11 protein-coding genes are annotated in these 15079 nt (G+C 57.0%); 10 read left to right on the top strand and 1 reads right to left on the bottom strand.

The genetic code is table 11. The features are described 5' to 3' along the window. Positions 1–138 precede the first annotated feature (138 nt). From JRF57_07075 to JRF57_07060, 4 genes are all read left to right on the top strand, one after another. The gene (locus JRF57_07075) at positions 139–1314 is read left to right on the top strand and encodes a 6-phosphofructokinase (protein ID MBW2303462.1); all 1176 of its coding nucleotides are present in this window, start codon (positions 139–141) and stop codon (positions 1312–1314) included. A gap of 488 nt (positions 1315–1802) precedes the next feature. Continuing rightward, positions 1803–2888, top strand: coding sequence for a flavodoxin-dependent (E)-4-hydroxy-3-methylbut-2-enyl-diphosphate synthase (ispG, locus tag JRF57_07070; GenBank protein MBW2303461.1), 1086 nt, complete (start codon positions 1803–1805; stop codon positions 2886–2888). A 115-nt stretch (positions 2889–3003) separates the two neighbouring features. Further along, a complete protein-coding gene (locus JRF57_07065; GenBank protein ID MBW2303460.1) occupies positions 3004–4731 on the top strand; it encodes a proline--tRNA ligase in 1728 nt (575 codons plus the stop codon). After that, positions 4715–6856: a bifunctional (p)ppGpp synthetase/guanosine-3',5'-bis(diphosphate) 3'-pyrophosphohydrolase gene (locus JRF57_07060; GenBank protein ID MBW2303459.1), complete on the top strand. Its 2142-nt coding sequence runs from the start codon at positions 4715–4717 to the stop codon at positions 6854–6856. Before JRF57_07065 ends, JRF57_07060 begins: the two co-directional genes overlap by 17 nt. 60 nt (positions 6857–6916) lie before the next feature. Here JRF57_07060 and JRF57_07055 read toward each other — a convergent pair whose 3' ends face one another. Continuing rightward, a complete protein-coding gene (locus tag JRF57_07055; protein MBW2303458.1) occupies positions 6917–7105 on the bottom strand; it encodes a 50S ribosomal protein L28 in 189 nt (62 codons plus the stop codon). Positions 7106–7306: 201 nt separating this feature from the next. Between JRF57_07055 and mpl the strand changes: the two genes are divergently transcribed. The 6 genes from mpl to JRF57_07025 all read left to right on the top strand — a co-directional run bounded on the left by mpl (position 7307) and on the right by JRF57_07025 (position 14933). Beyond that, positions 7307–8785, top strand: coding sequence for a UDP-N-acetylmuramate:L-alanyl-gamma-D-glutamyl-meso-diaminopimelate ligase (gene mpl / locus JRF57_07050; GenBank protein ID MBW2303457.1), 1479 nt, complete (start codon positions 7307–7309; stop codon positions 8783–8785). Between the two features lie 76 nt (positions 8786–8861). Next, a complete protein-coding gene (locus JRF57_07045; GenBank protein MBW2303456.1) occupies positions 8862–9368 on the top strand; it encodes a hypothetical protein in 507 nt (168 codons plus the stop codon). A gap of 40 nt (positions 9369–9408) precedes the next feature. Beyond that, a complete protein-coding gene (locus JRF57_07040) occupies positions 9409–10056 on the top strand; it encodes a protein-L-isoaspartate(D-aspartate) O-methyltransferase (GenBank protein MBW2303455.1) in 648 nt (215 codons plus the stop codon). A 2-nt stretch (positions 10057–10058) separates the two neighbouring features. Further along, positions 10059–12212 (top strand): ATP-dependent DNA helicase RecG, encoded by a 2154-nt coding sequence (gene recG, locus JRF57_07035; GenBank protein ID MBW2303454.1) that lies wholly within the window; start codon positions 10059–10061, stop codon positions 12210–12212. Positions 12213–12383: 171 nt separating this feature from the next. Then, the gene (locus JRF57_07030; GenBank protein MBW2303453.1) at positions 12384–13556 is read left to right on the top strand and encodes an aminotransferase class I/II-fold pyridoxal phosphate-dependent enzyme; all 1173 of its coding nucleotides are present in this window, start codon (positions 12384–12386) and stop codon (positions 13554–13556) included. Positions 13557–13628: 72 nt separating this feature from the next. Beyond that, positions 13629–14933: a homoserine dehydrogenase gene (locus JRF57_07025; GenBank protein MBW2303452.1), complete on the top strand. Its 1305-nt coding sequence runs from the start codon at positions 13629–13631 to the stop codon at positions 14931–14933. Positions 14934–15079: the final 146 nt, after the last annotated feature.

The following is a 15079-nucleotide window of genomic DNA, read 5'->3' as shown; positions in this document are numbered from 1 at the left end:
GTAAAGACCTGGAATAGTATACATTCGTTTCCCCGCCGGAGGAGGGGGAAATTATCGCTTTCCTTCCCTCGCGACATGATTTAGAATAACTCTCGCCATGCCGGCGGCTTTTCGCAGCCCGAAAGAGGAGGGTCACTGATGGCCAAGACAACCCCCAAAAAGCCCATCATCGCGGTGCTGACCGGCGGCGGAGATGTGCCGGGTCTAAACCCCTGCATCAAGACTCTAGTATACAGGTCCCATCAAGAAGGGATCCGGATCTTGGGGATCCGACGGGGATGGGCCGGAATCCTGGGATACGATCCTGAAGATCCCCGGGTGGGATTCAAGTACCTCCAGGAACTCAACCCGCCGGAAGTTCGAACGATCGACCGATCCGGGGGGACCTATCTTCATACGTCCAGAACTAATCCGAGTGCCGCCCGGAAAAAGGATGTCCCTCCATTTCTACAGGAAAGATTCAAGGACGCGGACCAGGTTCTGGACCTGACAGACGTAGTTCTGAAAAACCTTGAAAAGCTGGGTGTCGATTGCATCATCCCTATCGGTGGGGATGATACCTTGAGTTTCGCGGAGCGTCTTCACCGGGAGGGCTTCCCTGTCATAGCCATCCCCAAGACCATGGACAATGACGTCTTCGGGACCGATTACTGCATAGGTTTCTCGACGGCGGTGACCCGTAGCGTCGGATTCATCCATGCCCTCCGGACCGCCACAGGATCCCACGAACGCATAGCGGTCATTGAGCTTTTCGGAAGGTATTGTGGTGAGACCTCCTTGATCTCCGCCTATCTGGCCGGTGTTGACAGGGCCATCATTTCCGAGGTCCCCTTTGATCCGAACCGCTTGGCGGAATTGATCATGGTGGACAAGCGGGCCAATCCAAAGAATTATGCCATGATCACCATCTCGGAAGGGGCGCGGATGATCCAGGGAGAAATGAAGCTCTCCGGGGATTGCGATGCTTACGGCCACCGTAAACTGGGCGGTATAGGGGAGGAAACCGGACAACTCCTGAAGGAACTCACGGGAGAGAACGTCCTGAACCAGCGGCTCTCCTACTTGATGAGAAGCGGAACACCCGATTCCCTGGATCTTATGGTGGCGGTCAACTATGCCAATATGGCGATCGACCTTTTCCTTAGAAAAACCTTCGGACGCCTCATTGCCTTGAGCAGGGGTGCTTATACGGATATTCCCCTGAGCACCGTGACCATGGGGCAGAAGCGGGTGGATGTGAAAGAACTCTATGACCTAGATGAATACAGGCCCAAGGTATGGCACGTGGGCGGGAAACCCATGTTCCTGTATTGACCATGGGATTCCGCTTCTCCGAAGCCAGGCCCATAGCCGGGACAGGAACCCCCTCCCAGCCGCAAACGGATTCGGCGTATGCCGGAGGGCCGCCTTTTCATGGCTGTCTTTTCCGGCCCCCTTTTTTGGAATCTTCCCTGGAAGTACCCCCCTGATCAGGGCGAAATTTCGGCGCAGGACGGTCCAGGAAGAGCCGGGGCCTTTTCACCTTGTGGGGAGGGCCCGGGGGGCCCGGTTGTCGCGTGAAGAGGAGAAGATTCCGGAGCGTGAGACCTTTGAAAAACGTTCAATTTTGTTCAAGGTCAAGGAAGGCGAAAATTTTAACCGCCCCGCTTAGGATACCAAGCGGGACAAGCATCCATACATTGAGGTATTTTGAGGATTAAAATTTGAGCCTGACGTAGAGATTGGGCAAAAGGGGACGTTTTTCAAAGGTCTCGCGTGGGGAGGTCTGGGAGATTTTTTTAGTGCCGGGAGGAGGAAGGCCGGTGAAGGGGAGAGAAACAAGAAGAGAAACACGGCAGATCCGTGTCGGAAGGGTTCCGATCGGCGGGGGCGCGCCCATCGCGGTCCAATCCATGACCAACACGGATACGAGGAACGTTTCCGCCACGCTTGAGCAAATAGAGGAACTCGCAGAGGCGGGGTGTGAGATCGTCCGACTGGCCGTGCCGGACCTGGAGGCTGCCGAGGCCTTCGGCAGGATCAAGGAGAAGGCCTCTCCTCCCTTGATCGCCGATATCCACTTCGATCATCGTCTGGCCCTCCGTGCACTGGAGGCAGGGGCGGACGGGTTGAGAATCAATCCAGGCAATATCGGGGGGATAGGGCCGCTGGAAAAAATCATCCGGGCGGCGGAGAGGAGAAGGGTCCCCATCCGGATCGGGGTGAATTCGGGATCTCTTCAACGGGAGATCCTGGAGAAATACGGACGACCCACTCCGGAGGCGATGGTGGAGAGCGCCCTTTCCCACATCCAGATGTTCGAAGACATGGGCTATCGAGAGATAAAGATCTCCCTGAAGTCCTCCAACGTGCTGGATACGATTGCGGCTTACGAACTTCTGAGCCGGCGTACGGACTATCCCCTTCACTTGGGAGTCACGGAGGCCGGAACCTTGATTTCCGGTACGGTAAAGAGTGCTATCGGAATAGGGGTTCTCCTGCTTGAAGGCATCGGGGATACTTTGCGGGTTTCCCTTTCACGACCCCCTGCAGAAGAGGTGAGGGTGGCCTATGAGATCCTGAGGGCCTTGGATTTGCGGCACCGGGGCCCTGAGATCGTGAGTTGCCCCACCTGCGGCCGATGTGAAATAGATCTCTTCGGGCTGGTCCAAAAGGTGGAAAAGGCCCTTTCGGGAATCCAGGCCTCTCCCAAGGTCGCTATCATGGGCTGTATCGTGAACGGTCCGGGAGAGGCCAGGGAGGCGGACGTCGGGATCGCGGGCGGAAGGGGACAGGGGATCCTGTTCAAGAAGGGCCGGTTGGTGAGAAAGGTCCCGGAGGAGGATCTTGCCTCGGTGCTGGTCGGGGAGGTCTTGAAATTTGTCGAGCAGGGCTTGGCGCAGGATTGAGCAGGGTTGTGGAGTTTCAAAGACTATGAGGCCGACTCCGGACCGGTTCAGGGGTTCTGCCGCCGATATGTGAAAAAGGCATCAGAAAAACGAATGGAAAGGTTTGAATTACCCTATGCGATACTCCCAGTACTTTATTCCGACCTATAAGGAAGTTCCCGCGGAGGCCGAAGTCGTCAGCCACCAATTGATGCTTCGTGCGGGGTTGATCAGAAAACTCACCTCCGGCATCTATACTTACCTTCCCGCGGGTCTGCGGGCGATCCGGAAGGTGGAAAATATTATACGGGAAGAGATGAACCGGGCCGGCGCCATCGAACTCCTTATGCCGTCCGTTCAACCGGCTGAATTGTGGATGGAGAGCGGCAGGTGGGACTTTTACGGCCGTGAACTGCTTCGGTTCAAGGATCGTCACAACCGGGACGCCTGCCTGGGTCCGACCCATGAAGAGGTCATCACGGATCTCGTGCGGCGTGAAATCCAGTCTTACAAGCAGATGCCCATCAATCTTTACCAGATCCAGACCAAGTTCCGCGATGAAATCCGGCCCAGGTTCGGTATCATGCGATGCCGTGAATTCATCATGAAGGATGCTTACAGTTTCGATGCGGACGAGGCGGGAGCTGACCACAGTTACCGGCTCATGTACGAGGCCTACGAGCGCATCTTCCGGCGGTGCGGTCTGAAGTTCAGGGCCGTGGAGGCCGACTCCGGAGCTATCGGGGGTAGCTTTTCCCACGAGTTCATGGTGCTGGCCGACACCGGAGAGGACCAGATCGTGAGCTGCACGGAATGCAACTACGCTGCGAACCTGGAAAAGGCGGAAGTGGCTCCGGAAAAATCTTCGGACCCAGCGACCGAGGAGAAGCTGAAGGCCTTGGAGGAAGTGGAGACCCCGAATCAGAGGACAGTGGAAGAAGTCACCGCCTTTCTCTCCGTGGCCCCTCGACAGCTCGTCAAGACCCTTTTGTTTCTCGCTGACGGGGAGCCCGTGGCCGCCCTGGTCCGGGGGGACCACGAACTGAACGAGATCAAATTGAAGAACTTTCTCGGGGCGGATGAGGTGGAGCTGGCGGATCCCCGGACCGTGGAGGAAGTGACCGGCGCCCCTATGGGCTTTGCGGGGCCCGTGGGACTGGAGATCAAGATAGTTGCGGATCAGGCCCTCCGGAGCATGCGGAATTTTGTGACGGGGGGCAACCGGGAGGACCTCCATCTCCGGAACGTTAATCTGGAAAGGGACTTCAAGGTGGACCGGTTCGGGGATCTACGGGTCATCTCTCCCGGGGATCCGTGCCCCAAGTGCGGGGGGGAGATCCGTTTTAAGAGGGGGATCGAAGTCGGACACGTCTTCAAACTGGGAACCAAGTACAGCCGGGCCATGCGGGCCGTTTACCTGGACGAGAACGGGCAGGAGCGTTACATTATCATGGGTTGCTATGGTATCGGCGTAGGCCGCACCGTGGCAGCCGCCATTGAGCAGAATCACGACGAAAACGGGATCATTTTCCCCATCCCCATCGCGCCCTTCGAGGTGGTGATCCTGCCCCTCCAGATGCACGAGCCGGAGGTGGCCGGAGCCGCGGAGGAACTTTACAAGGACCTCGTGGACAGGGAGGTGGATGTACTCCTGGATGACCGGGATGTTCGGGGAGGGATCAAGTTCAAGGATGCCGATCTCCTGGGGACCCCCATCCGCGTGACCATTGGTATGCGGAACCTCAAGAACGGCCAGGTGGAACTGAAGCTCCGGCGGGAGTCGGAGAGCCGGTTGATCCCCCTCGAAAATGCCTCCGCCCTGATAAGGGATCAGATCAAGCAGCTCTATGATTCGGTTAAATGATATCACCGGGCAGCTCCTGTCTTACAACCCGAACGCTGAAATCAGCCTGGTGGAGAAGGCCTATGTTTACTCAGCCAAGGTCCACCAGGGACAGATCCGCCTTTCCGGGGAACCCTACCTTTCCCATCCCCTTGAGGTCGCCTATATCCTGACCCAGATGAAGATGGATGTGACCAGCGTGGCGGCCGGCCTCCTCCATGACACCATCGAAGATACGGACGCCGAACTCTCCGAGATCGAGCGCCTGTTCGGCACCGAAACGGCCAAGATCGTAGACGGGGTCACCAAGATCGGCCAAATGCAGTTCACGACCCGGGAGGAACGGCAGGCCGAAAACATGCGCAAGATGATCCTCGCTATGGCCACCGATATCCGGGTCATTATCGTAAAACTCGCCGACAGGCTCCATAACATGCAGACCCTCGGATTCCAGCCGCCCGAAAAACAGGTGTTGATCGCACGGGAGACCCTGGATATCTATGCCCCCCTCGCGGGACGGATGGGGATCTATTGGTTGAAATCCAGCCTCGAAGATCTCTGTCTTTTTTACCTGGAGCCCGCCATTTACGAGATGATCAAGACGGAACTGGCCATGCGGCGGGGGGCCCGGGAAAAGTTCATTGAGGAGGTCAAGGCCCTTCTCTCCAGGAAGCTTGAAGAGGCCAATATCAAGGCCACCATCAAAGGAAGACACAAGCATTTTTACAGCATCTACAGAAAGATGCGGGACCAGAACCTGAACGTCAATCAGGTCCACGACGTTGTAGCCTTCCGGGTGATCGTGAATTCCCTGAGGGAATGTTATGAGATCCTGGGTCTTATTCATTCCATGTGGAAGCCGGTGGCCGGGCGTTTCAAGGATTATATCTCGATGCCCAAGGCCAACATGTACCAGTCTCTCCATACCACGGTGATTGGACCTCTGGGTCAGCGGATGGAGATCCAGATCCGCACCTGGGAGATGGACAGGGTGGCTGAGGAGGGAATCGCCGCCCACTGGAAATACAAAGAGGGCCTTTCTTCGAGCAGGGAGGATGAGAGGCAGTTCGCTTGGTTGCGGCAGCTCCTGGAGTGGCAGAAGAGCCTCAAGGACCCGAGGGAGTTCATGGAATCCGTACGCATGGACCTCTTTCCCGACGAGGTCTATGTTTTCACGCCCCGGGGAGAAGTGAAGGCCTTCCCCCGGGGGGCCACGCCCGTGGATTTTGCTTACAGCATCCACTCCGAGGTGGGGGACAAGTGCGCCGGTGCCCGGGTGAACGGACGGATGGTCCCTTTGCGATACCAGCTCAAGAATGGTGATATGGTGGAGATCATCACCTCCGCGAAGGCCCATCCAAGCAAGGACTGGCTGGATTTTGTGAAGACCTCCCGTGCCAAGACGAAGATCAGGCACTGGATCAGGGGACAGGAAACGGACCAGAGCATCACTCTGGGGAGAGAAATCCTGGAAAAGGCCCTGGAGCAGAACCATATCAACCTGCCCAACCTTCAAAAAAGCGAACCCCTGGCGGCCCTGGCCAGGGAATTCTCCTTTCACACGGTCCAGGATCTGCTGGCCAACATCGGTTACGGAAAGGTTTCAGTCCGCCAGGTCATCGGCCGGCTCAAACCCAAGCTGGGGATAGAAGAGGAGAAGGTCCATGGGATCGTCAGCAAGATGGTTTCGCGGATCAAGCGGAAGAAGAGCACCCGGCGCATCAAGGTAAAGGGTGTGGACCACATGATGGTCCGTTTCGCCAACTGTTGCAATCCTCTTCCTGGTGAGCCGGTCATCGGTTTTATCACCCGCGGAAGGGGAGTGACAATCCACAAGCACGATTGCCGCCACATCAAGGAGGCTAACCCGGAGCGCCTGGTGGACGTCGTGTGGGAGAGCTCGGCGGAGGAAGTACATGCGGTCAAGTTGAAGGTGACCACCCTGGAGGGCAAAGGGGTCCTGGCCGAGGTCAGCGCCGCAATCGCCCAAAAGGACGGCAATATCCTTCAGGCGGATGTTAAGACCACGGTGGACCACAAGGGGATCTCGGTCTTTACGGTAGAGATCACGGATTACCGGCACTTGCAGGAAATCATCAATGCCCTCAAGAGGGTGAAGAACGTCCTGCTGGTTGAGAGGTTGTGAGACGTTTTTCAGTTGAAAAACTACTGCGCTCGCTACGTTTTTCAACATCCTGCTAAAGGTTTAGGCCTTGGTGATGAACCCGGATTTGATGCAACTGGTGCAGACCTTCATCCTGACGGTTCTTCCATTCTTTTGGACCCTCACCTTCTGGAGATTCGGATACCATCGTTTTTTCGTTTTGTTGTGGGCATGGCTGACATTATATCCAACTTGGGGTCTTTTCCCGCAGATTTCACATACCTTTGACATGGATCATCTCCTTTTGAAAAAGCAGGATCAACCTTTCCCCGGATCTAATTTGGTATTCCAGTACTGCCCTCCGGCAGGCCACCCCGCGGAGGCTCCGCCCGGTAGGAAAGGAAAAGGATCTGGATATCGACTACGCAAAATATATAGTCTAACCATATTGAATCATTTTTGCAAATAATTTTTATGGAGTCCCTGATGAATATGGAGGGTTCATGCCCTGCACCCTATGCAAAGCTTTCCCCCGGGCTCAATCGGATCCCTGGAAACCTTCGATCCATCCACCTCATGGGTATCTGCGGCACGGGAATGGCTTCCCTTGCCGGAATCTTGAAAGAGAAAGGCTACGAGGTCAAGGGTTCTGATCAGAATGTATACCCGCCCATGAGCGATTTTCTCCGAAAACTGGGTATTCCCATCCGGGAAGGTTATGCCCCCCGCAACCTCCATCCCCGACCGGACCTAGTCATCGTAGGCAACGTCATTACCAGGCTCAACCCTGAGGCCCTGGAACTCGCCAGGCTGGGTATTCCCTATCTCTCTTTTCCCCAGGCCTTGAAGATCTTTGCCATCGAGGAGAAGAGACCTATCGTTGTGTGCGGCACCCATGGCAAGACCACGACCAGTTCCATGATAGCTTGGCTCCTGGAGAGAAGCGGGATGGATCCCGGATTCATGATAGGGGGAATTCCCCTCAATTTTTCCACCGGTTTTAAGCTCGGCAAAGGTCCTTACTTCGTGGTGGAGGGAGATGAGTATGACACCGCTTTTTTTGACAAGGGACCCAAGTTCCTCCACTATGCACCCTGGGCGTCGGTGCTTACAAGCATCGAGTTCGACCATGCGGATATCTACCGGGATCTGGAGCATGTCCTGGAGAGTTTTCGAAAACTGATCCGTATCCTTCCCTCTTCCGGGGTTATCGTGGCCAACGGGGACGATCCCCTTGTACGGGCCGAGGTGGAAAAAGCCCCCTGCCGGGTCATCACTTACGGGTTTGGTTCGGATGTGGACTGGAGGGCCGTGGATGTGGAGGTCCGGGAAAACGGGACCCGGTTCAGGATCCTCATGGATGGGGATGAGTATCTCAGAATCAAGACCCCGGTCTACGGGGATCACAACATCCACAACCTGCTTTCCACTGTGGCCCTTTCAGCGTTCCTTGGGGAGGCCCCTGCCGTAACGGCAGAGGCTGCACTCTCTTTTCTCGGGGTAAAGAGACGGCAGGAGATCCGCGGGGAAAAGGGAGGGGTGCTGGTCCTGGACGATTTCGCCCACCATCCCACGGCGGTCCGGGAGACCCTCCGGGCGGTGAGAGAAAAATACAGGGGCCGCCGAATCGTGGCGGTCTTTGAACCCCGGTCCAATTCGAGCCGAAGGAGGGTATTCCAGGCCAGGTACGCCGAATCTTTCAACGCGGCCGATCGGGTCCTGATCCCCGAGCCCCCAATGATGGAAAAGGTCCCGCTACAGGAGCGTTTTTCTTCAAAAAAGCTGGTCGCCGACTTGCTTCAAAGGGGAGTTCAGGCCACCTACCATCCGGATACCGAAAGTCTTCTCAGGGCCCTTCTGGGCGGAATCAAGAGGGGGGACGTCGTCCTGGTAATGTCCAACGGATCTTTTGATAACCTCATTGACAGGCTTTTGAAAAGAATGGACAATTTTCCTGTTCCGCAAAGATAAGGAGTGTTGGTGTGCCTTGGGGAAGGTGCATACCGGGGACGGTAGCTCCTTTGAAGGAACTGGAAGGAGGATGGAGATGTTCAGAAAAGGAACGGCGCTGATCGCGGCGGTGCTTGTTTTTGTCGTATTTCTCCCGGCTCCCGCCAGCGCAAAGGAGATGGTCGCCAGGAGCCTGGAAGGGCTCAAGGGCGTCTACGTGGATGTTGTACTGAGCGGTTCGATGGAGGGGATCACGGCGGAATCCCTCAAGATGAGCATCGAGAAACAATTGGCCCGGGCGGGGATAAGGATTTTTCCAAAGGGGCAATTTGACCGCTACAGCCGGTCCGGGAATTATCCTTTCGGCTGGCTGGTCGTGGGGCTGGCCTTTTCGGAAGGGCCGAGCGAAGATCTCGCCGTGGTACTTCTCTCGATCCGGTTGCAACAACAAAGTCATTTGGCACGTAGGCCGAGAGTCGTGTTCTGGGCTCCCACCTGGGAATCCAGGGCCATCCTGGTCCGTGCCGCCCCGGAATTCCTCCGGCAGCACCTTTCCAAGGGAATAGATACCTTCATCGCCGATTTCCTCTCGGCCAATCCATAGGGCCTTCGGATTCCACCGTGGCCCTTGAGGAAGCAGGATCATGAACCACGATTACCGCGTCGCCAGAGAAAGGATGGTGAAGAACCAGCTGATTCCCCGGGGAATCACGGATGAGAACGTCCTGAGGGCCATGGGGAAGATCCATCGCCATCTCTTCGTGGAAGAGGCCTTGGTCGGAGAGGCATACAATGACCATCCCCTTCCCATCGGACACAAGCAGACCATCTCCCAGCCCTATATCGTCGCCCTTATGACACAGGCCTTGGATCTGACCGGAAAGGAGCGGACCCTGGAACTGGGCACGGGGAGCGGTTACCAGACGGCCGTGCTGGCCGAGCTCTCCCGGACCGTATACACCATCGAGCGGATTCGCCCTCTCCTTGAAAGGGCAAAGGAAATTCTGGACCGCTTGGGATACACCAACATTCTTTACAGGGCCTGCGACGGCACCCTGGGATGGAAGGAGTTTTCTCCCTATGACGCCATCATCGTCACAGCCGGGGCTCCCAAGATCCCTGATCCTCTTCTCGAACAACTGGCTGAGGGCGGGCGACTGGTTATCCCGATCGGGAACAAGTTCGGTCAGGATCTGATCAAGGTGGTCAGGACCAAGAACAGGTTCGAACGGGAGAACCTGGGGGGTTGCCGGTTCGTAGATCTCATCGGTGTCCACGGCTGGAAGGAGTAACGGTGTCACCTCCTCGAACGGGCCGAACCCTGAAAGCGGCGCCGTCTTTGAAGTCGTTTCAACGGCTCTTTTACCCCCTCTCTTCCCTTAAGGGCATAGGCGCGAAGAGGGCCGAATCCCTCGCCCGCAAAGGCCTTCACAGCATAATCGACCTCCTCCTCTTTCTCCCGCTACGTTATGAAGACCGACGAGGGGTCTCGTCCTGGGCCCATGCCGGGGAAGGTGTGCCGCTCCAGGTTTCAGGGCAGGTTCTCTTCGGAAAGGAGGAAAGGTACGATCGAGGCCGAAAGAGGCTTTTCAGGATCCGGATCAGGGAAGGGGACGAGACCCTGGATCTCCTCTGGTTTCACTACCGGAAAGGTTTTCTCGCGTCTCTTTCGACCCCGGGAACCCGGCTACTGGTATACGGACGAATAAAGCGGGGTAAGGGGGGACGGTACCAGATGATCCACCCCGACGTGACCCTGCTGGGGGGAACCCGGAGGCCTTCCAGCGGGCCCCTGAAGGGATACGTACCTGTCTATTCCTCTGTCAAGGGTGTCTCGAACCGTCTCCTTGGAACGATCATGGAAAGGACCCTTGAGGACTATGCAGAGGAACTGGTCGATCCCGTCCCCGGGGAGGTCCTCCTGGACCTGAACCTTCCCGGTCTGGCCGAGGCCTTGAAATTCGTTCACAGGCCTTCATCCGATTGGCCCTTCGAGACCCTAAACCGTTTCCAAACCCCCTTCCACCGGCGTCTTCTCTTCGACCGCTTCTTCCTGGTGGCAGCGGCACTCCAGTTTCTGAAAAGGGACCGAGAGAAGAAGTGCGCTCCGACCCTCTCCGTTCCGCCAGGCCTGATGGATCGCCTTCGTGATATCTTTCCCTTCACCCTGACCCCGGCCCAGCAAAGGTCCATCAGGGATATCTCGGCAGACCTTGCACGGCTCGTTCCCATGAACCGATTGCTTCTCGGTGATGTTGGTTGCGGCAAGACCGCGGTAGCGGCCGCGGCGGTCCACATTGCAGCATTGAACGGCAAACAGGCCGCTCTTATGGTTCCTACCAGAATCCTGGCGGAACAGCACATGGAGTTCTTCTCAGGGATTGCCCGTGAAATGAGGCTGCGTCCATTGCTCGTAACCGGAGAGAACGGCGGTGGGGGACGGGGGAGGTTCCCCGGGACCACGGCGGGAGGCACTGTGGATCTGGTGATCGGGACCCACGCCCTCCTGCGGGAATCCCTGGAATTTCCCGACCTGGGACTGGTCATCATCGACGAGCAGCACCGTTTCGGGGTCAGGGAACGGGCCGCCCTCCTTCGCAAGGGGAAAAGTCCTCACCAGCTGGTAATGTCCGCAACTCCTATTCCACGGACCCTGGCTATGACCCTTTATGGGGATATGGACATCTCTATCATCGATGCCCGTCCCCCGGGGTACCGTCCTGTGAAGACCCGGATCGTCACGGAAAACGAGAAGAGGATCGTTTTCGATGCAGTCAGGGAGGCCCTTAAAAAGGGCCGGCAATGTTTCGTGGTCTGCCCCGCCATTGAGGGCCCTGAGGGTAATGGGTTGAAGGGCGCCCAGGATATGGCGGAAAGGTTGCTTCGTCTCCTCCATCCCCCTTTCCGGGTCGGTTTGATCCACGGGAGGATGGCTCAAGGGGAACGGGAGTCCGTCATGGAGGATTTCCGGAAGGGTCGCATCGATCTGCTCGTGGGAACCACTGTACTCGAGGTGGGCATCCACGTCCCCAATGCCACGGTTATGGTGATCGAACACCCGGAGCGTTTCGGCCTGGCCCAGCTTCACCAGCTCCGGGGAAGAGTGGGAAGGGGCAAGGAAGAGGGAACCTGTTTTCTAGTGGTGTCACGGAACCTGCCCGAGCGTGTCTTGTCGCGGTTGAAGATCATCGAGCAGAGCAGTGACGGATTTTACATCGCCCGCAAAGACATGGAACTACGGGGACCCGGGAATTTAACCGGCCTTCAACAGGCGGGGATCGGGGAACTGGACCTGGAAGAAGTCTTAAGGGAGCAGGACTTGCTTTTTCGGGCAAGGGAGGCCGCCAGGCGGGTGCTGGACAGGGATCCGGATCTTTCGCTTCCGGAACATGCGGCTTTAAAGGCCGCTTTGGATTCCCTGTTCCGGTATCCCATGGATGTGCCGTGAAGACATCACCCGGGGACGCTGGACGATGAAGGCTTGAGGGGAACTGATCCTGCGGAAGCATTCGGGACAAAGTACTTCTCCCACTTCCCGAACCTCATCATTGACGAGGAACCCCTGTTCGTGTAAAGTGCCCACTCTGTCACATTGACATTTCGGAAGGAGAATTCGTTCATGCGTGAATTCAGCAGAATGGTTCGTTTGCCCCCCTATGTCTTCCAGGTGGTGGATACCCTCAAAATGGAACTGAGACGAAAGGGGGAGGATATCATCGACATGGGCATGGGAAACCCGGATATTCCCACGCCAAAACATATCGTGGACAAGCTGGTGGAAGCCGCCCGGAAGGAACGCAACCACAGGTACTCTGCCTCGGCCGGGATCAGGAAACTCAGGGAGGCGATCGCAGCCTGGTACAAGAGGCGTTTCGATGTAGAGGTGGATCCCGAGGAGGAGGCCATCGCCACCATAGGGGCCAAGGAAGGGCTCTCCCACTTGGTGCTTGCAACAACCAGTCCGGGGGACGTGGTTTTTGCGCCCAATCCGACCTACCCCATCCACCCTTACTCCGTAATCATTGCGGGGGGAGACCTGAGGAGCATCCCCATTGGACCGGAGAGGGATTTTTTTGATGACCTGCTAACGGCCACCAAGCAGACCTGGCCCAATCCTAAGATGCTGATTCTCTCCTATCCCCACAACCCCACAACGGCCGTGGTGGACAGGGAATTCTTCGAAAAGATCGTGGAGTTCTGCCGGGAGCATCGCATGATGGTCATCCACGATTTTGCTTATGCAGATCTCGTTTTCGATGGATACAGCCCTCCGAGTTTTCTCCAGGTCCCGGGAGCAAAGGAGATCGGGGTGGAGTTGTTCAGCCTCTCCAAGAGTTACTCCATGCCCGGCTGGAGGGTGGGTTTCTGTGTCGGAAACAGGGATATGGTGGCGGCTCTTAGGCGGATAAAGAGCTACCTGGACTACGGTATGTTTCAGCCCATCCAGATCGCCGCCATCATCGCGTTGAACGGTCCCAGGGATTGCGTGGACGAGATCGTTGGGATTTACCGCCAAAGGCGAGACGTCCTCGTAGAGGGCCTCAATCGAATCGGATGGCCGGTGGAAAAACCGAAAGGGACCATGTTCCTGTGGGCCAGGATCCCGGATCTTTTCCGGGAGATGGGTTCCATTGAGTTCGCCAAGATGCTCATCAGGGAGGCCAAGGTGGCGGTATCCCCTGGAATAGGTTTCGGAGAGTATGGGGATGATCACGTCAGGTTCGCTCTGGTGGAAAACCCCCATCGGATCAACCAGGCCATCCGTGGGATCCGACAGGTCATGAACAGGTAGCATGAAGAGCTGGAGTCGGTGGAGAGGGCGGCGTGTCAGGGGAAGGATACAAGAGGGGAGAGGTGAGGGAGAATGTCGAAGATTCACGTAGGAATCATCGGTTTTGGGACGGTCGGATCGGGGACCGCGGAGATCCTGCTTAAGAACCGGGAAGTCATTCGAAACCGTGTGGGCTCCGAGATCCTGCTGAAGAGGATCGCCGACCTGGACATTGACACGGACAGGGGGGTGGCTGTTGACCGCGACCTCCTGACGACGGACGCCCTGGATATCATCAATGATCCCGAGATCCAGATCGTCGTTGAACTCATCGGGGGCCTCACCCGGTCCAAGGACTATATCCTTGCCGCCATGGCCAAGGGAAAGCATGTGGTGACCGCCAACAAAGCCCTCCTGGCGGAACACGGCGAGGAGATCTACAGGGCCTCGGAAGAATACGGGGTAGGCTTGGCCTTTGAGGCCAGCGTGGGCGGCGGCATTCCCATCATTCGATCCCTGAGGGAGGGGCTGTCCGCCAACCGGATCAACACGATTATGGGGATCCTGAACGGGACGTCCAATTACATCCTGACCCGGATGACCCAAAAGGGGCTGCCCTATGACCGGGCCGTACAGGAGGCCGTTGAACTGGGATACGCGGAGGATCCCCCCACCCTCGACGTGGACGGCACGGATGCCGGACACAAACTAGCAATTCTGATCTCCCTCGCCTTCGGAGTTCCTGTCCCCTTCAGCAGTATCTACCGGGAAGGGATCGACAGGCTTACTCCCGAGGATATCCGCTTCGCGGGAGAATTCGGTTACTGCCTGAAGCTGCTCGCAATCGCCAGAAACTTTGACGGGAGCGTCGAGGCCAGGGTTCATCCTACCATGATCCCCCGGGATCACATCATGGCCAACGTAAACGGGGTCTTCAATGCCATTTACATGGAAGGGGATTTCGTGGGGCCTAACCTTTACTATGGTCTCGGTGCGGGCAGGAAGCCAACGGGCAGCGCCGTGGTCTCCGACATCATCTCCCTCGCCAGGGAGATAAAGGGAGGAAGCAACAACCTGATCCCTCCCCTCGGACATGCCTGCCCGCGGGGGTCTGACCTCATCATTCGCCCCGTGGAGGAAATCCGGTGTCCATACTATTTTCGCTTTTCCGCCATGGACCAGCCCGGCGTATTATCAAAGATCTCGGGCATCCTGGGAGATCATGACATCAGCCTTTACTCAGTGATCCAGAAGGGCAGGAAGGCGAACGGCTCGGTGCCGGTGGTCATGCTGACCCATGAGGCCAGGGAGAGCAGTGTGCGGAAGGCCATGGCACTGATCGATAAGTTGGACGTCTTGACCGCCAAGACCATGGTGATCAGGGTGGAAGAGGGCTAAAGAGGCCGCTGAATCCGGAGGCCGGATGAAGGCCGGAATCGGGCATGGGGATCCGTACGCGGCAAGGCGGATCGAAAGAAAATGGAACCCCTAAGTTTTTTGGTAAAAGCGATAAGCTGTGATGGACAATAAGCGCAAATACATTA

The sequence above is a fragment of the Deltaproteobacteria bacterium genome (assembly GCA_019310525.1).
GTDB lineage: Bacteria > Desulfobacterota > DSM-4660 > Desulfatiglandales > HGW-15 > JAFDEE01.
The sequence above is the reverse complement of the archived record's forward strand: the minus strand, read 5'-3'. Positions and strand labels throughout refer to the sequence as shown.